Genomic DNA, 17,386 nt, shown 5'->3' with positions numbered 1-17,386 from the left:
TGAGGGGGCTTGTAGTCAACGCCGCTGCGCCCGCCGTGGAGCACCCCGTATCGCGGCCGCGCGGGGTGGTGCCCGTCATTCCAGGACGGAGGGGCAAAAGTTCGGTCCCGCTACTACCGCAACGGCGGCATCCTCCAGTACGTCCTCCGCAACCTCATCCGCAAGTAACGGCCATCGTGAAACCACGTGCCAGGGTCTCGACGTACGCCACCTGCTGCATGTCCTCCAGCGTGGCGATCGTGAACGGGTGTGTGTTCCCCAGATGCGTCCCATCCGTGGAAACGATCTGGATCCGCATTCCCTCCCCGAACTTCGTAGCGAGGTGTTCGAGTTGCTCGACCATGACGTCCGGACTCCCGACGGGGCGATCAAGCGTCTGCACGGCCTGCTCGAAGAGCTCGCCGTCGCCGATCCTGACGCCACAGGGCGGGCCGTCCGCCTTCTCAGGGAACAGTCTCCGGCCGCCTCCTGATGGAGGTGCGTTCGATCAGTGGTCGATGGCCAGGCGGAGGCCGAAGCCTATGAACGCCACGCCGGTGAGCTGCTGGAGGCGGCGTTTGACGGCGGGACGCGTCAGGGCGCGGCGTGCGGCCGTGGCGGCGCCGACGACGAGCGCCAGCCACAGCAGGCCCTCGGCGGCGTGGATGGCGGCGAACAGCATGCTCGTCCAGAACACCGAGGCGCCGTCCGGGATGAACTGCGGCAGCAGGCTCATGTAGAAGACGCCGACCTTGGGGTTGAGCAGGTTCGAGGTGAGGCCGGTGCGGAAGGCGGCGACGCTGGACGTCTGCGTCTCCGCGGATTCGGAGATGTCCTGCGACCTGCGGCGGGCGTTCCACAGGGCCCGGCCGCCGAGCCACAGCAGGTAGCAGGCGCCCGCGATGCGCAGCGCGTCGAACGCGATCCGGGACGCGGCCAGCAGCGCGGTCAGCCCCACAGCGCTCGTCAGCGCCCAGCACATCAGGCCGGTGATCACGCCTGCCGAGGCAAGCACGCCGGTCCGGCGCCCGCCGGCCACGGTGCTGCGCAGGACGAGCATCGTGTCCACACCGGGCGTGATCGTCAGCAGCGCCGCCATGGCGGCGAAGGTGAGACATGCGGTCAGCATTGGGTAATGATCACCTGGTAACCGCGACCACGACAAGAAGGCTCATATGAACAAGATCGGTGACCTGGACGTTTTCCCGCTCTGCCTGGGCGGCAACGTGTTCGGCTGGACCGCGGGCAAGGAGCGCTCGTTCGAGATCCTGGACGCCTACGCCGGAGCCGGCGGCAACTTCATCGACACCTCCGACTCGTACATGGCGGCCGCGCCGGGCAACCGCGGCGGCGAGTCCGAGACGATCATCGGTGAGTGGACGGAGGCGCGCGGCAACCGCGACGACATCGTCATCGCGACCAAGGTCGGCAAGCACCCCGAGCGCACGGGTCTGGCCCCGGGCAACATCAAGGCCGCCGCGGACGACTCGCTCCGGCGGCTCCGCACCGACCGCATCGACCTTTACTACACCCACTTCGACGACCCCTCCGTCCCGGTCGGAGAGATCATGACGGCCATGGACGAGCTGGTGACCGCCGGGAAGGTCCGGCAGATCGCGGTGTCCAACATCGAACTCGACCGGCTCGAGGCGTCCCTGGAGTTCAGCGAGCGCGAGGGCACGGCCCGCTACGTGGCGATCCAGCCGCACTACAACCTGGTCTCGCGCGACACCTACGAGGGGCCGCGCCGCGACATCGCCGAACGGCACGGGCTCGCCGCCCTGCCCTACTACGCCCTCGCGTCGGGCTTCCTGACCGGCAAGTACCGTCCCGGGTCGGACGTCGACAGCGTGCGGGCGGGGAAGGCGGCGCGGCATCTGGAGACCGAACGCGGCCGCAACGTCCTCGCCGCGCTCGACATCGTCGCCGAGGAGCAGGGCGTCGCGGTCGCGACCGTGGCGCTGGCCTGGCTCGCCGCGCAGCCGACCGTCGCCGCGCCCATCGCCAGCGCCCGGACCCTCGACCAGCTCCCGCCGCTCATCGAGGTCACCCGGACGAACCTGTCCGGTGCGCAGCTCGAACGGCTCACCGAGGCGTCCGCCTGATGGCACTGCCACAGACCGGAGATGTCGGGATGTAGCGTCCTGGCGTGCCGCATTTCGAGTTTCTGCTGTTCGGCGGCCTGGCCGCGCTGATCGGTGCGATCGTGCAGGGCAGCGTCGGCCTCGGCGTGGGGCTCGTCGCGACCCCGATCGTGACGATGCTCTTCCCGTCGCTGATGCCGGGGTCGATCCTGGTCATGGCGCTCGTCCTGCCCCTCGCGACCCTCGCCCAGGAGTACAGGCACGTCGACTTCCGGGGCCTCGGCTGGGCGTTCGGCGGCCGCCTCGCCGGGACGCCGCTCGGCGTCTGGCTGGTGGCCGCCGTCCCGGCCCGCGCGCTCAGCATCGTGATCGGCTTCGTCGTCCTCGCCGCGCTCGCCGCGACGACCTGGGCGCGCGAGGTGCCCCGGAACCGGCGGACGCTCGCCGCCGCCGGGCTCGTCTCCGGCACCACCGGCACCGCGTCCGGCATCGGCGGCCCGCCGATCGCGCTGCTCTACCAGCGGGAGAGCGGCCCCCGCGTCCGCGCCACCCTGGCGGTCTTCTTCATCGTCGGCGCGCTGCTGTCCCTCGCCATCCTCGCCCTCGCCGGGCAGCTCCCCGCCCGGCAGGTCACCGCGGGCCTGGTCCTCCTCCCGTTCGTCTTCGCCGGGTTCCTCGCCGCCGGCCCGCTACGCCGCTACCTGGACGCGGGCCGCCTCCGCCTGGCGTTGCTCATCGTCGTCGGAACGTCCGCGGTGGTGCTCATCGTCCGTAACCTGATCTGATGCGCCCGACCAAGGCCGAACTGGAGGCCGCCCGCGACCGCGTCATCCCCGACGTCCTGCCCGAGGACGGCGGGACGCTCCGCGTCCTGTTCAGCGGCATCAATCCCGGCCTCTACTCGGGAGCGACCGGCCGCCACTTCGCGCGCCCCGGCAACCGCTTCTGGCCCGCCCTGCACCGCTCCGGCTTCACCGACCGCCTGCTGGACCCGTCCGAGCAGGACCTCCTGCCCTCCTACGGCCTCGGCATCACCAACCTGGCCCACCGCACCACCGCCCGCGCCGACGAACTGACCGCCGAAGAACTCCGCGAAGGCGGCCGCCGCCTCGCCGCCCTCGTCGAACGGCACCGTCCGTCCTACCTCGCCGTCGCCGGCGTCACCGCCTACCGCACGGCGTTCGGCCGCCCCCGCGCCCAGATAGGCGCACAGGACGACACGTTCGGCCGGGCACGCGTATGGGTCCTCCCGAACCCGAGCGGCCTCAACGCGAGCTGGAGCCTCGACCGCATGGTCGCCGAGTTCACCCGCCTCCGTGAGGCCGCCGACACCCTCAGAGATCGGTAAGGCGCTCGGGGCGTTCCGTAAGGATCTTCGGGTCGAACCGCACGGTGAACCGCTTGTCCGCCGGGATGACGACCTCCAGCGTTTCCCCGCCGTGGACCGTACGGTCCGGGCGATACGCACGCGCCTCGTTGTCCAGGATGTGGACCTGCACCTTCGGGCGAGGACTGAACTCGACCATCCAGTACTGCGGGATGCCGAGAGCCGCGTACTCCTTGAGCTTGGTCACCCGGTCCGTGCGTTCGCTGTTGGTACAAGGCGAGATGACCTCTGCCATCAGGAGAACGTCCCGTCCGGAAATGCCCGCCGGAAACCGGTCGACGATCCCGGCCTGCAGGACCTCGCCGGGTATGACGAACACATCGGGTTTGCGAATGCCCGCCGGTGTGCTGATCTCCCACGCCCCGCCACCGTTGACGAAGACCTTGGAATCGGCCCCGGCTTCGCTGACCACTTTCCGGATCCGCCCTGCAACCACGTTGTGCAGCGCGCTGTTCCGCAACTCGATCAGCCAGCCGTCCTCGAGTTCGAAGCCGCTGCCCTCTGCCTCCAGGGCATGCAGGTCCTCCATCGTGTACCGCCCGAAACCACCGTGATCATGGACGACTCTCACTGCTGCCCCCGTTCCCCGACCGGATTCAGAGGCTCAGCGTAGTGACCCGTTTACTCTCAGGTGGCGTTGTTGAGGGCGGCGGTTGTGGTGAACATGGTGGTTACCGCGCTGGTCAGGGAGGTCTTCGGCTGCCAGAGGCCGGGGTGGCCGACGGCCACGATGGGGCGGGGGAGTGCCTGCACGTCTGTGAGGTGCCAGTGGTGTGAGCCCGGGTTCGCCCAGGGGCCGCAGTCGCAGGAGCCGTCGCCCGCGGAGCAGACGTGGGCGAGTTCGGCGACGGCGATGACGGCGCCGATGGTGGCGAGGGGGTCGCGCGGGTCCCAGCCGGCGGCCTGGACGAGCGGGGAGTCGCACGCCTTCAGGTCGACGCGCATGGAGGCGTGGATGAGGAGCGGGCCGCGGTAGGCGGTCGGCATGTCCTGGTTGGAGACGGTCTTGCCGCCGCGCGCGATCGTGAACGCCCAGGGCTGCTGAACACTCATCGCCTGCACGCGGTCACCTCCGGTTCTTCCCCCGTCTCCGTCGTTCCGGGATCGCCGGGGCCCCGGCGGAAAGCCGGTGTGCCGCATGACGATGACCGAGAGGCTAGGCGCATCTCGGTGGATATGCCAACAAGCGGGGTGAGCGCGTCGTGGTCCGGCATGGGACCATCGCCCGGCCGTCCGATTCCCATGCGGATCTCCTTTGATCACCCATGTGACGCTTGAGGGTGCCGTCAGGTTGACGTGTCCGTGTGATTGAGCCCGTTCCGGTCAGCCCTTCAGGGCGCCCGCCATGAGGCCCCGCATGAAGAAGCGTCCGAGCAGGAGGTAGACGAGGAGTGTCGGCAGGGACGCCAGGAGCGCCGAGGCCATCTGCTGGTTGTACTGGACGGCGACCGCGCCCGACCCGGCGGTGTTGTTCAGCATCACCGTGACGGGCCAGCTGTCGGGGGCGCCGAGGAACACCGCGAACAGGAAGTCGTTCCACATCGAGGTGAACTGCCAGATGATCGTCACGGCGAACGCCGGGCCCGAGACGGGCAGGACGACGGACCAGTACGTGCGCAGCATCCCGGCGCCGTCGACGCGGGACGCCTCGATCAGCTCGTCCGGGATCGTCACGTAGTAGTTACGGAAGATCAGCGTGCAGATCGGGATGCCGTACACGACGTGCGCGAGGATGAGGCCGCGGATCGTCCCGGACAGCTCGATGTCCGTCAGCACCCCGGCCAGCGGGATCATCACCGCCTGGTACGGGATGAACATGCCGAACAGGAACAGGGTGAACACGACGTCCGCGCCGGGGAACCGCCATTTGGACAGCACGTAGCCGTTCAGCGAGCCGAGCACCGCCGAGATGATCGAGCCGGTGACGGCGATCTTGACGCTGTTGGCCAGCCCGCCCTTCAGTTCGTTCCACGCGGCGCTCCAGCCGGACGTGCTCCACTGGTCCGGCAGGCTCCACGCGCTGCTCGGGTCGGCCTCGTCCAGCGGCTTGAAGCTGGTGACGACCAGCACGTACACGGGGATGAGGAACAGCAGGACGAACGCCAGCAGGACGGCCAGCTTCACGATCTGCCCGGCGCCGGAGGTGCCGCGCGCCGCCGGTGCCTTGACGGCCGTCATCGGTCCCGCTCCGAACGGACCGACCAGACCAGGTACGGGATCACCAGGACGGCCACCGCGACCAGCATGTACGTGGCGATGGTGGCGCCGTTGGCGGGATCGTGCCGGTCGAAGATCTCGACGTAGGTGGCGATGGCCGGGACGTAGGTGATGATCTGCTTGCCCGCGATCGCCATGATCAGGTCGAACACCTTCAGCGAGATGTGCCCGAGGATGATCAGCGCGGACAGCGTCACCGGGCGGAGCTGCGGGAACACCACGTACCGGTACACCTTCCACTCGGACGCGCCGTCCACGCGTGCCGCCTCGCGCAGGTCCTCGGGGACGCTGCGGAACCCGGCCAGATACAACGCCATGACGTATCCGGACATCTGCCAGATCGCGGGCAGCGCCATCGCCGCCATGCCCCAGTCCGGGTTCTGCCACCAGTCGTTCGCCAGCGCCCCGAGATGGAGCTTGTCGAACAGCTGGTTGAGGCCGACCGCGCGCTCCGGCGGCGCCGGGTTCATCAGCCAGCGCCACACCACGCCCGTGGCGATGAACGACACCGCCATGGGGAACAGGTAGATCATCCGGAAGGACGCCTCACCGCGGACGCCCTTGTCCATCAGGAACGCGAGGAACGCGCCGAGCAGCAGGGCGCCGATGACGAACACGACGGTGAACACCAGCGCGTTGCGTACGGCGCCCGGCCAGCTCGGCTGGGACCACAGGTCGACGAAGTTCTTTCCACCGTCGAACCCGTACTCGGAGACCTCGTCGTGCTTGCCGCTCAGCGCGACCCGCGTGTTCCAGAAGATGAGCCCGTAGACGAACACGCCGATCGCGACGATGGACGGCGAGACCAGCAGCAGCCCCGGCAGCCACTTCCGGATACGGCGAAGCCTCACTGTCCGCTGTTCTGGGCCGCGGTCACCAGCGCCTGCTGGAGCTTGCCCACGTCCTTGCTCTGCAGGAACAGGCCCACCGCGGTGTCGATGTCGGTGTGCCACTTGTTGTTGGCGGTCACGCCGTGCCAGAACGAACCCGCGAGCTTGATGTCAGGGCTGTTCCAGCGTTCGAACGCGTACTGCAGGTAGCCGGTGTAGAGGCTCTTGTCGGCGTCCGTGCGGGCGGGGATGGAGCCCTTCTTGGGGTTGAACAGGTCCTGCCCCTCCTTGCTGGACACCTCCTTCAGCCATGCGATCGCCCCGCCGCGGTGCGGCGCGCCCTTGGGCAGGGTGAAGCTGTCCGACAGCCACATGTAGGTGCCCTCGGTGCCGGGGGCCGGCGCGTACTTGAAGTCGGTGTCGAGCTTCTTGCCGAGTCCGTTGGGCGCCTCGCCGGTGAAGTAGCCGTACGCCCAGTCGCCCATGATGTTGAACGCGGCCTTGTCGTCCACGACGGCCTTCGCGGCGCCCTGCCAGTCGGTGGACGCGGCCTCCATCGTCGTGTACTCCATGATCTGGGCGAATTCGTTCAACGCCTTGGTGACGGCAGCGCCGCCCCAGTCCGCGCCCGGCTCCCACAGCGCGTTGTAGGCGTCGGTGCCGAGGCTGCCCAGCAGGACGTTCTCCAGCAGGTGGTCGGCCGTCCACTGCGCGCCGAGCGACAGCGGGACCTTGCCGGTCTCGTCCTCGACGGCCTTGAGCGCGGTGATGAACTCGGCGATCGACTTGGGCGGGCCGTCGACCCCGGCGTCCTCAAGGATCTCGGGGTTGTACCAGAGCACGTTCGACCGGTGGATGTTCACCGGGACCGAGTAGATGTGCCCCTTGTAGGTGATCTGGTCGAGGAGCTGCTTCGGGTAGACCGAGTTCAGGTTGTTCTGCTTGAAGAAGTCGTCCAGCGGCTCGATCTGCCCGGCCTTGATGTAGTCGAGCAGTTCGGCGCCCGCGTGGCCCTGGAACGAGTCCGGCGGCTTCTTGTTCTGCAGCCGGCTCGCGAGTACCGCCTTGGCCTGCGTGCCGGACCCGCCGGCGATCGCCGCGTTGGTGAACTTCGTGCCGGGATTCTTCTTCTCGAAGTCGGCCTGCATCGCCTTCAGCCCGTCGGCCTCTCCTGGACCGGTCCACCAGGAGAAGACCTCGACTTCGGACTTGTCGTTGTTCGAGCCCTCGTCCTCGTTCGCGCCGCAGCCCGAAATGGCCAGTGCTCCGGTCATCGCAACGGCCGCGAACACCGTCAGGCGGCGCCTTGGAGTACGTACTCGCATCGTCCGTCCCTTCGATTGCCCCGGGAAAAGCAAGCGTCCGTTCGGAACGCGCACCGGTCAACACCGGGGACGGAAAAGTGATCAAGCGGTGATGCTGCGTCATCGGGGACGAACGGGACGGACGGCGGACGCCGCCCGCGCGGTCACCAGCCGAGCGCGGGCGGCAGGTCTCCCCGGCCTGCGTCGGGCCAGTCCAGCGGGGCGCCCAGCGGTGCGAGCTCGGCGAGCTGGAGCCGGTACCACGGCGACGACTCGGGCTCGCCGGCCAGCTCCAGGCAGCGGTCCCACGTCCACCACTGCGCGCGTTCCACCTCGTCCGGGTTGGGGTGCACGGAGCCGTCCGCGGGGACGGTGGCGCGCACGACGGGGCAGCGCTCGTTCTCGACGGTCCCGTCCTCGGCGACGGCCCGGTACTGGAACCCGGGCAGGACGGAGGTGAGCGACGCGTCTGGTATGCCCAGCTCGTCCCGCAGGCGCCGCAGGACGGCGTCGCGCAGTCCCTCGCCCGGACCGGGGTGGCCGCAGCAGCTCCCCGTCCAGACGCCGGGGAACGTCCGCTTGTCCAGGGCGCGCTGGGTGATCAGAACGCGACCCTCCGTATTCACCACATAACATGAAAAAGCCAGGTGGTATGGCGTGTCACTGTGGTGGCTGGTGCTCTTGGGCGCGGTCCCGACGGCCTCGTCTTCCGCGTTGAGCAGCACGATCTCTTCGACGACCATGCACTGTTCCTACCCCATCACCGGCCGTACGGGCAGCCGTTTCACCGGGGGTCAGTCTTTTCACACCCGTGAGGCAGGTGGCCTGCGGCGCGTCGCGGGCCAACCGGGATTAAACTCGGAACGGCCCGAGCCAGGGGAGACCCGATCCCCGACGGAGGAGTTGAAACGAGTGAGCTTGCTGGAGTCGATCACAGGTCCCGAAGACCTCAAGCGACTGGACGCCGCTCAACTGTCTCGGCTCGCGGAGGAGATCCGCGAGTTCCTCGTCCAGGCGGTCTCCAGAACCGGCGGGCATCTGGGGCCCAACCTCGGCGCGGTCGAGCTGACGATCGCGCTGCACCGGGTCTTCGACTCGCCGCACGACAAGATCCTGTTCGACACGGGGCACCAGGCCTACGTCCACAAGATGCTGACCGGACGGCACGACTTCGAGCTGCTGCGCAAGCGCGGCGGCCTGTCCGGCTACCCGAGCCGCGCCGAGTCCGAGCACGACGTCATCGAGAACTCGCACGCCTCCACGGCCCTGTCGTACGCCGACGGGTTCGCCAAGGCGTTCCAGATCCGCGGCGAGACCGACCGCGCGGTGGTGGCCGTCGTCGGCGACGGCGCGCTCACCGGCGGGATGTGCTGGGAGGCGCTCAACAACATCGCGGGCGGCGCCGACCGTCCCGTCATCATCGTGGTCAACGACAACGGCCGCTCCTACTCGCCGACGATCGGCGGCCTGGCGTCCCACCTCGCGAACCTGCGCGTCACCCAGGGCTACGAGCACGCGCTCGACCTGATCAAGAAGACGGTGCCGCGCGCCCCGGTGGTCGGGAGCGTCGCCTACGAGGCCCTGCACGGCATCAAGAAGGGCCTGAAGGACGTCCTGCAGCCGCAGGCCATGTTCGAGGACCTCGGCATGAAGTACGTCGGCCCCATCGACGGGCACGACGAGGACGCCGTCGAGCGCGCCCTGCGCCGGGCCCGCGGGTTCGGCCAGCCGGTCATCGTGCACTGCATCACCACCAAGGGACGCGGCTACGCCCCGGCGGAGAACGACGACGAGGACTGCATGCACGGCGGCGGCGCGTTCGACCCCGCCACCGGCGCCTTCGTCCGCAAGAAGGGCGGCCCCGCCTGGACGAAGATCTTCGGCGAGGAGATGGTCGAGATCGGGCGGGACCGCGGCGACGTGGTCGGCATCACCGCCGCGATGCTGCACCCGACCGGGCTCGCCCCGTTCGCCGAGGAGTTCCCCGAACGCATCTTCGACGTCGGCATCGCCGAGCAGCACGCCGTCACCTCCGCCACCGGGCTCGCGATGGGCGGCCTGCACCCGGTCGTGGCCGTGTACGCGACGTTCCTCAACCGCGCGTTCGACCAGGTCCTGATGGACGTGGCGCTGCACCGCCAGCCCGTGACGTTCGCGTTGGACCGCTCCGGCGTGACCGGTGACGACGGCGCCAGCCACAACGGCATGTGGGACATGTCGATCCTGCAGCTCGTGCCGGGCATGCGCGTCGCCGTCCCGCGCGACGGCGCCCGGCTCCGGGAGCTGCTGCGCGAGTGCGTGGCCGTCGACGACGGCCCGACCGCGATCCGCTACCCGAAGGGGCCCGCCGCCGCCGACATCGAGGCCGTCGGCAAGGTCGGCGAGATGGACGTCCTGGCCCGCCACGACGGCTCCAACGGCACCCGCGTCCTGCTGGTCGCGGCCGGGTCGATGGCGCCGCCCGCGGTCGAGGCGGCCGAGCTGATCGCCGCGCAGGGCATCGGCGTCACCGTCCTCGACCCGAGGTGGGTCAAGCCGCTCGACCCGGCGCTGCCGGACCTCGCCCGCGAGCACGCGCTCGTCGCCGTCGCCGAGGACAACGGCCGCACCGGTGCCGTCGGCGACGCCGTCGCCCGCCTGCTGCGCGACGCCGAGGTCGACGCCCCGGTGCGCACGTTCGGCATCCCGCAGGAGTTCCTCGACCACGCCGCCCGCGCCGAGATCCTCACCGACATCGGCCTGACGCCCCAGGCCCTCGCCCGCGACATCACCGAGTACATCGCCCGAATCACCTCACCGGAGACCCACGAGGCATCCGACCGGGAGACGTCGGACCAGGACTAGACGACCAGGACCAGACCACCGGGACTGGACCACCGGGACTAGACCCCTTCGGCCGACAGCAGTTGCCAGAAGTGGGTGATGGACGCGGCGGCGGTGCCGAGACCGCGGCCCGAGTACGTCCATCGCCCGCGCAGCCGCCAGGGGCGTCCGGCGCCGTCCTGGACGAAGACCTGGAGGGGGAAGCAGGCGTCATGCGCGCGGATGACCCCGGACGGGTCGACCGAGGGGTCGAGCCGCGGCTCGCCTTCGCACCGCACGCCCATCACGGACGTGCGCGGGTCCTGGCGCAGGAGTCCCTGGGTCAGGTCGTACACGAGTACGGACACGTAGTCGGGGCCCAGCCACCTGAGGTCGGGGACCGACTCGGGTGGGGGGAACCCGTACAGTTCTGGACCGCCGGTCACACGCGGCACCGTAGCGTCCGGGTCACATGTCCGTCACTACCTTGCGGCCGGGTTCTTCGCGCGGAGGGTGTTACTCCCGGCCGCGGCAGGCGGACGTCATCGCTTCCCAGCGGGCGAGCTTGACGCGCTCGCCGCGGTCGAGGGACTCGGCGAGGGCGATCTCGGCGGCGTCCAGCTTGAGCCAGTCCTCGTAGGTGACGACGGGGAGGCCGCGCGACTCCAGCAGCTCCTCGATGGTGCGCTTGGGGTCGGTCTCCGACCCTTCGAGGTCCTCCAGGAGGTTGCGGACGGTCTCGGCGGCGTCGGACTTGTTGGTCCCGACGACACCGGACGGGCCGCGCTTGATCCAGCCGGCGACGTACTCGCGGGGCACGGGGTCGCCGTCCGGGCCGGTGATGCGGCCGCCCTCGTTCGGCACGGTGTAGGAGCGCTCGTCGAACGGGACGCCCTCCAGGGGGACGCTCTGGTACCCCACGGACCGCATGACCAGGCCGACGGGGAGCGTCTCGAACTCGCCGGTCCCGGTGACGCGGCCCGTCTCGTCCAGCCGGGTCTTCTCCAGCTTCAGGCCCTCGACGCGGCCGGTGCCGATGATCTCGGCGGGGGCGCGCCAGAACCGCACGTCGATGTGGCGGGGACGCCCGGCGGCCGGCTCGCCGGTCCAGGCGTTCAGCGCCTTGATGTTGCCGCCGACCTTGCGGTCGCTTTCGGCCAGCTCGGCGCTCGCGGGGTCGAGGGCCATGTCCTCGGGGCTAACGCTGATGCTCGCGCTCGGCAGTTCGCCCAGCTCGCGGGCCTCCTTGGTGGTGAACTTCGCCTGCGCCGGGCCGCGCCGCCCGATCATGTGGACGCGCTTGACGCGGCTGGCCGACAGCGCCTCGATGACCTGCTCGGGGACGTCGGTCTCGCGCAGCTCCTCCGCGGTTTTGGCGAGGATCCGGACGACGTCGACGGCCACGTTCCCCACGCCGATCACCGCGACCTCCTCGACCGACAGGTCGAAGGTGTGGTCGGCGGCGTCGGGATGCCCGCAGTACCAGTTGACGAAGTCGGTCGCGGCGATGCTGCCGGGCAGCTCCTCGCCGGGAATGCGCATCTGCCGGTCGACCATCGCGCCGGTGGAGTAGATGACGGCGTCGTAGCAGTCCAGCAGGTCGGCGCGGCTGACGTCACGTCCCAGCTCGACGCAGCCGAAGAACCGGACGGCGGGATTCTCCAGTACCTTCTGCAGGTATTTGGCGATCGCCTTGATCGACTTGTGGTCGGGCGCGACTCCGTAGCGAACCAGCCCGTACGGCGTCGGCAGCCGGTCGAACACGTCCACCCGGACGTTGCCGTCGGTCTGCTTGACGAGGGCCTCGGCGGCGTAGATTCCCGCTGGTCCGGAGCCGATCACCGCGACAAGTGCTGGAGAAGCCATGCGGGCCATTGTGCCCACCCGGCGAGCAAAAGGACACAGTGACCCCCATCACGAGCCGTCAGGGCCGAGGCCTCGGGGCGGTGCGGGCGGCCGCCGCCCGCATCGGCGCCTCGCGCGGTCACTGCTTGCCGGACGGCTCGCCGGCGCGCTGCAGGCGGCTGTTCCGGTACCCGTACGCGGCGTACACGACGACGCCGATGGCCATCCACACCAGGAACCGGATCCAGGTCTCCACCGGCAGGTTGATCATCACGAACAGGCAGGCGAGCACGGACAGGACGGGGACGAGCGGGACCAGCGGCGTGCGGAACGCGCGCGGCAGGTCCGGGCGCTTGCGGCGCAGGACCACCACGGCGGCCGAGACGACGACGAACGCGAACAGCGTGCCGATGTTGACCAGCGTGGCGAGTTCGGCCAGCGGGATGAACCCGGCGAGGACGGCGACGATGACGCCCATGATGATCGTCGAGCGGTACGGGGTCCGGAAGCGCGGGTGGACGGCCGAGAGCCAGGCGGGCATGAGGCCGTCCCGGCTCAGCGCGAAGAAGATGCGGCTCATCCCGAGCAGCAGGATCATCACGACCGTGATGAGGCCGACGACGGCGCCGACGTCGATGATGGTGGCGAACGCGGGATGCCCAGCGTGTTCGAACGCGTCCGCGAGGGGCGCGCCGGTGCTCAGCTCCGTGTAGTGCTGCATGCCGACGACCACGGTCGACACCGCCGCGTACAGGATGGCGGTGATGACGAGGGAGCCGATGAGGCCGATCGGCAGGTCCCGCTGCGGGTTCCGGGCCTCCTCGGACGCGGTGGCGACGATGTCGAACCCGATGTAGGCGAAGAACACGATCGCGACGGCGGAGAAGATGCCGAGCCAGCCGAAGGCGACCGGCGTGACGCCGAACAGCACCTGCATCAGCGGCGCGTCCAGGCCGCCGACCTCCGGGGTCGACTGCGAGGGCGGGATGAACGGGTCGTAGTTCGTGCCCTTGACGAAGAACAGCCCCGCGACGATCACCAGCAGCACCACCGACACCTTGATCGCCACGACCACGGCGTTGACCCGTGAGGAGATCTTGATGCCGAACACGAGCAGCGCGGTCACCAGCAGCACGAGCACGATCGCCGGGACGTTGACCGTCCCGCCCTCGCCCGGCGGGCCGGCGATCTCGGTCGGCAGCGTGATGCCGACGCCGTCCAGCAGCGAGGCGAAGTACCCGGACCAGCCGACCGCGACGACCGCCGCGCCGAGCGCCATCTCCAGGATGAGGTCCCAGCCGATGATCCACGCCGGGAACTCGCCGAGCGTCGCGTAGGAGAAGGTGTAGGCCGACCCGGCGACCGGGACGGTGGAGGCGAACTCGGCGTAGCACAGTGCCGCCAGCCCGCACACCACGGCGGCGAAGATGAACGACAGCGCGACCGCGGGTCCCGCGTTGTCCCGGGCGACCTGGCCGGTCAGCACGAAGATGCCGGTGCCGACGATGACGCCGACCCCGAACACGGTCAGGTCGAGCGCCGACAGCGCCCTCCGGAGCCGGTGCCCGGGTTCCTCCGTGTCGCGGATCGACTGCTCGACCGACTTCGTGCGCAGCAGGTTCATCCTCGGCGCCCTTTCGCCTCCCGGTGATCAACTCGGCTGCCATCCGTATGCCCATATGTGAACGACTTATGGCCGTTGGACCGCGTCCGCATCCGTGAAGTGCGAGAACACCGGGAAGAGGCGTCCCGGACATCGGTCCGAAACACCTCTTTTCCCGGGGAAAGCGAGGTGGGTCAGGCCGGCAGGGAGGCGACCCCCGGCTCCAGGAAGCGGCGGCCGGTGACCCTTTCGGCCACGCCCGACCGGTCGAGGTACGGGGTGATGCCGCCGAGGTGGAACGGCCACCCGGCACCGAGGATCATGCACAGGTCGATGTCCTGCGGGGCCGCGACGACGCCCTCGTCCAGCATGATGCGGATCTCGTCGGCGAGCGCGCCGAGCGCCCGGTCGAGGACCTGCTCCTCGGTGGACGGATCCGTCCCGCCGGCGAAGATCTCCGCCACTCCCGGGTCGAGGGAGAAGTCGGGCAGGTACACACCGGACTTGCCGGACGCGACCAGCTTCGCCAGGTTGTCCGACAGCGGGAACCGGTCCGGGAACGCCTCGTGCAGGGTCTCGTTCACGTGCAGCGCGATCGCCGGCCCGACGAGGCCCATCAGCACGAACGGCGGCATCGGCAGGCCCAGCGGCGCGGCGGAACGCTCGGCCGCCTCGATCGGCGTGCCCTCGTCCACCGTCTCGACGATCTCGGCGAGCAGCCGCAGCAGGACGCGGTTGACGACGAACGCGGGGGCGTCCTTCACCAGCACGCACGACTTCTTCAGCTGCCTGCCCGCCGCGAACGCGGTGGCCAGCGTCGCGTCGTCGGTCCGCTCGCCCCGGACGATCTCCAGCAGCGGCAGCACCGCGACAGGGTTGAAGAAGTGGAAGCCGACCACCCGCTCGGGGTGCATCAGCCCGGACGCCATCTCGCTGACCGACAGCGACGAGGTGTTGGTCGCGAGGACGCACTCGGCCGAGACGTACTCCTCGACCTCGGCGAACACCTTCTTCTTGACCGACATCTCCTCGAAGACGGCCTCGATGACGAAGTCGGCGTCGGCGAACGCGTCCTTGCCGAGCGAGCCGGTGATCAGGGACTTGAGCCGGTTGGCCTTGTCGGGGGAGACCCGTCCCTTGCCGAGCAGCTTGTCGATCTCGCCGTGCGCGTGGCCGACGCCCTTGTCCAGGCGCTCCTGGTCGAGATCGGTCAGCACGACCGGTACCTCCAGGCGGCGCGCGAACAGCAGCGCGAGCTGCGAGGCCATCAGCCCGGCGCCGACGACGCCGACCTTGGTGATCTTGCGGGCCAGGGACGTGTCGGGCGCTCCGGCGGGCCTCTTCGCGCGCTTCTGGGTGAGGTCGAACGCGTACAGGCCGGCGCGCAGCTCGTCGCTCATGATGAGGTCGGCCAGTGCTTCGTCTTCTGCCTCGAAGCCCTCGTCGCGGGTGCGGTCCTTGGCCGCGGCGATCAGATCGAGCGCGCGGGTGTAGGACGGCGCGGCACCGTGAAGCTTGCCGTCGACGTTCCAGCGCGCCAAGGCGACGGCGTCGTCCCACGCCTTGCCCTTGTCGACCTCGGACCGCCGGACGACGATGTCGCCGTTCAGGACGCGGGCCGTCCAGGAGAGCGACTCCTCCGGGAAGTCGGCCGAGTCGAAGATCGCGTCGGCGATGCCCAGCTCGTACGCCTGCGGGCCCTTCAGCGTGCGGTTCTGCGCGAGCGGGTTGTCGATGACGACCTTGAGCGCCTTCTCCGCGCCGATCAGGTTCGGCAGCAGGTACGTCCCGCCCCAGCCGGGCACCAGCCCGAGGAACGTCTCGGGCAGCGCGAGCGCCGGGACCCCGGACGAGATCGTCCGGTACGTGCAGTGCAGCCCGATCTCGACGCCGCCGCCCATCGCCGCGCCGTTGTAGTAGGCGAACGACGGGACGTCCAGCTCGCCGAGCCGCCGGAACACGTCGTGTCCGAGCCTGGCGATGGCGTGCGCGTCCGCGCGGCTCCCGATCAGCGGGACGCCGTTGAGGTCGGCGCCGACGGCGAAGATGAACGGCTTGCCGGTGACGCCGACGGCCACGATGTCGCCGCGCCCGGCGATCGCGTCGAGGGCGGCGTTCAGGTCGGAAAGGCCGTTCGGGCCGAATGTATTGGGTTTCGTATGGTCGTGTCCGTTGTCGAGCGTGATGAGGGCGAGGGTGCCCGCACCGTGCGGGAGTGTCACGTCCCTGACGTACGCGTGCGTGACGACCTCGTCCTCGAAGAGTTCAGCGAGGTTGCTCACTTCGGCCCCTCCCAGTCGGCGTTCTCCCAGAGGACGGTTCCGCCCATGCCCATGCCCACGCACATCGTGGTCAGTCCGTACCGGACGTCCGTACGCTCCTCGAACAGGCGGGAGAGCTGGTTCATCAGCCGGACGCCGGACGAGGCGAGCGGGTGGCCGAGGGCGATCGCGCCGCCCCACGGGTTCACCCGCGCGTCATCGTCGGCGATCTTGAAGTGCTCCAGGAACGCCAGCACCTGCACCGCGAACGCCTCGTTGATCTCGATGAGCCCGATGTCGTCCATGGTCAGCGCGTTGCGGGCCAGGAGCTTCTCGGTGGCCGGGACGGGCCCGACGCCCATCACCTCCGGCTCCACCCCGGCGAAGGCGAAGTCGACGAGCCGCATCCTCGGGGTGAGGCCCAGGTCGCGGGCCACGTCCTCGGCGGCCAGGAGGCAGGCGGTGGCGCCGTCGTTGAGCCCGGCGGCATTTCCCGGCGTGACGTTGCCGTGCACGCGGAACGGGGTCTTCAGCTCGGCCAGGTCGTCCAGCGTCGTGCCGGGACGCGGTGGCTCGTCCTCGGTCGCGAGCCCCCAACCGTTCTCCCCGGACCGGATCGCGGTCGGTGCGAGGTCGGGCTGGATCTTGCCGGCGGCGTAGGCGGCGGCGACCTTCTCCTGGCTGCGGACGGCGTAGGCGTCCGCGCGGCCCTTGGTGATGCCGGGGAACCGGTCGTGCAGGTTCTCGGCGGTCGAGCCCATGACGAGGGCGGACGGGTCGACGAGCCGGTCGGCGAGGAACCGGGGGTTCGGGTCGACGCCCTCGCCCATCGGGTGCCGCCCCATGTGCTCGACGCCGCCCGCGATGACGACGTCGTAGGAGCCGAACGAGATCCCGGCGCCGGACGTGGTCACGGCGGTCATCGCGCCCGCGCACATGCGGTCGATGGCGTAGCCGGGGACGCTTTTCGGCAGCCCGGCCAGCACGGCGGCGGACCGCCCGATGGTGAGGCCCTGGTCCCCGGTCTGGGTGGTGGCGGCGATGGCGACCTCGTCGACCCGCTCGGGCGGGAGG

General features: G+C 69.8%; 17 protein-coding genes. 5 read left to right on the top strand and 12 right to left on the bottom strand.

Annotation, left to right across the window (positions count from 1 at the left end; all coding sequences use genetic code 11):
* The first annotated feature begins 262 nt into the window (after positions 1–262).
* Positions 263–472 (top strand): hypothetical protein, encoded by a 210-nt coding sequence (locus E1285_RS08940; RefSeq protein ID WP_132150016.1) that lies wholly within the window; start codon positions 263–265, stop codon positions 470–472.
* A gap of 15 nt (positions 473–487) precedes the next feature.
* Here the strand turns inward: E1285_RS08940 and E1285_RS08935 are convergent, their stop codons facing one another.
* The gene (locus E1285_RS08935) at positions 488–1,108 is read right to left on the bottom strand and encodes a LysE family translocator (protein ID WP_132150014.1); all 621 of its coding nucleotides are present in this window, start codon (positions 1,106–1,108) and stop codon (positions 488–490) included.
* A 46-nt stretch (positions 1,109–1,154) separates the two neighbouring features.
* Here E1285_RS08935 and E1285_RS08930 point away from each other — a divergent pair, with 46 nt between their 5' ends.
* The 3 genes from E1285_RS08930 to mug are packed head-to-tail and all read left to right on the top strand — an operon-like array spanning position 1,155 to position 3,411.
* The gene (locus E1285_RS08930; RefSeq protein WP_132150012.1) at positions 1,155–2,084 is read left to right on the top strand and encodes an aldo/keto reductase; all 930 of its coding nucleotides are present in this window, start codon (positions 1,155–1,157) and stop codon (positions 2,082–2,084) included.
* Between the two features lie 44 nt (positions 2,085–2,128).
* Positions 2,129–2,848: a sulfite exporter TauE/SafE family protein gene (locus E1285_RS08925; protein WP_132150010.1), complete on the top strand. Its 720-nt coding sequence runs from the start codon at positions 2,129–2,131 to the stop codon at positions 2,846–2,848.
* A complete protein-coding gene (mug, locus tag E1285_RS08920; RefSeq protein ID WP_207946485.1) occupies positions 2,848–3,411 on the top strand; it encodes a G/U mismatch-specific DNA glycosylase in 564 nt (187 codons plus the stop codon). Before E1285_RS08925 ends, mug begins: the two co-directional genes overlap by 1 nt.
* On the opposite strand, the gene E1285_RS08915 is transcribed toward mug, so the two are convergent.
* The 6 genes from E1285_RS08915 to idi form a co-directional block, all read right to left on the bottom strand.
* Positions 3,398–3,979, bottom strand: coding sequence for a Uma2 family endonuclease (locus E1285_RS08915; RefSeq protein WP_132150006.1), 582 nt, complete (start codon positions 3,977–3,979; stop codon positions 3,398–3,400). The genes mug and E1285_RS08915 overlap by 14 nt on opposite strands.
* A gap of 98 nt (positions 3,980–4,077) precedes the next feature.
* The gene (locus E1285_RS08910; RefSeq protein ID WP_243722653.1) at positions 4,078–4,503 is read right to left on the bottom strand and encodes a hypothetical protein; all 426 of its coding nucleotides are present in this window, start codon (positions 4,501–4,503) and stop codon (positions 4,078–4,080) included.
* A 270-nt stretch (positions 4,504–4,773) separates the two neighbouring features.
* Positions 4,774–5,628 carry a carbohydrate ABC transporter permease gene (locus E1285_RS08905; protein ID WP_132150002.1) on the bottom strand — a complete coding sequence of 285 codons (855 nt, stop codon included), beginning with the start codon at positions 5,626–5,628 and terminating at the stop codon, positions 4,774–4,776.
* The gene (locus E1285_RS08900; RefSeq protein ID WP_243722651.1) at positions 5,625–6,518 is read right to left on the bottom strand and encodes a sugar ABC transporter permease; all 894 of its coding nucleotides are present in this window, start codon (positions 6,516–6,518) and stop codon (positions 5,625–5,627) included. The genes E1285_RS08905 and E1285_RS08900 overlap by 4 nt, the downstream gene beginning before the upstream one ends.
* Positions 6,515–7,822, bottom strand: coding sequence for an ABC transporter substrate-binding protein (locus E1285_RS08895; RefSeq protein WP_243722650.1), 1,308 nt, complete (start codon positions 7,820–7,822; stop codon positions 6,515–6,517). Before E1285_RS08895 ends, E1285_RS08900 begins: the two co-directional genes overlap by 4 nt.
* Positions 7,823–7,965: 143 nt before the next feature.
* Entirely contained in the window at positions 7,966–8,544 is a 579-nt protein-coding gene (idi, locus tag E1285_RS08890) for an isopentenyl-diphosphate Delta-isomerase (RefSeq protein ID WP_132149998.1), read from the bottom strand.
* Between the two features lie 169 nt (positions 8,545–8,713).
* Between idi and dxs the strand changes: the two genes are divergently transcribed.
* Positions 8,714–10,645 carry a 1-deoxy-D-xylulose-5-phosphate synthase gene (gene dxs, locus E1285_RS08885; protein ID WP_132149996.1) on the top strand — a complete coding sequence of 644 codons (1,932 nt, stop codon included), beginning with the start codon at positions 8,714–8,716 and terminating at the stop codon, positions 10,643–10,645.
* A gap of 38 nt (positions 10,646–10,683) precedes the next feature.
* On the opposite strand, the gene E1285_RS08880 is transcribed toward dxs, so the two are convergent.
* The 5 genes from E1285_RS08880 to E1285_RS08860 all read right to left on the bottom strand — a co-directional run.
* On the bottom strand, positions 10,684–11,049 hold the full coding sequence (locus E1285_RS08880; RefSeq protein WP_132149994.1) for a hypothetical protein: 366 nt from the start codon (positions 11,047–11,049) through the stop codon (positions 10,684–10,686).
* A 70-nt stretch (positions 11,050–11,119) separates the two neighbouring features.
* Positions 11,120–12,469 (bottom strand): FAD-dependent oxidoreductase, encoded by a 1,350-nt coding sequence (locus E1285_RS08875; RefSeq protein WP_132149992.1) that lies wholly within the window; start codon positions 12,467–12,469, stop codon positions 11,120–11,122.
* A 118-nt stretch (positions 12,470–12,587) separates the two neighbouring features.
* Positions 12,588–14,072 (bottom strand): amino acid permease, encoded by a 1,485-nt coding sequence (locus E1285_RS08870; RefSeq protein WP_132149990.1) that lies wholly within the window; start codon positions 14,070–14,072, stop codon positions 12,588–12,590.
* A 173-nt stretch (positions 14,073–14,245) separates the two neighbouring features.
* A complete protein-coding gene (locus E1285_RS08865) occupies positions 14,246–16,333 on the bottom strand; it encodes a 3-hydroxyacyl-CoA dehydrogenase NAD-binding domain-containing protein (RefSeq protein WP_132149988.1) in 2,088 nt (695 codons plus the stop codon).
* Positions 16,330–17,386, bottom strand: a 1,057-nt coding sequence (locus E1285_RS08860) for an acetyl-CoA C-acyltransferase (protein ID WP_132149986.1), incomplete at its 5' end; no start/stop codon positions are given. The genes E1285_RS08865 and E1285_RS08860, both read right to left, overlap by 4 nt.

The organism is Actinomadura sp. 7K507 (assembly GCF_004348425.1).
In the GTDB taxonomy this organism is placed as follows: domain Bacteria; phylum Actinomycetota; class Actinomycetes; order Streptosporangiales; family Streptosporangiaceae; genus Spirillospora.
The sequence above is the reverse complement of the archived record's forward strand: the minus strand, read 5'-3'. Positions and strand labels throughout refer to the sequence as shown.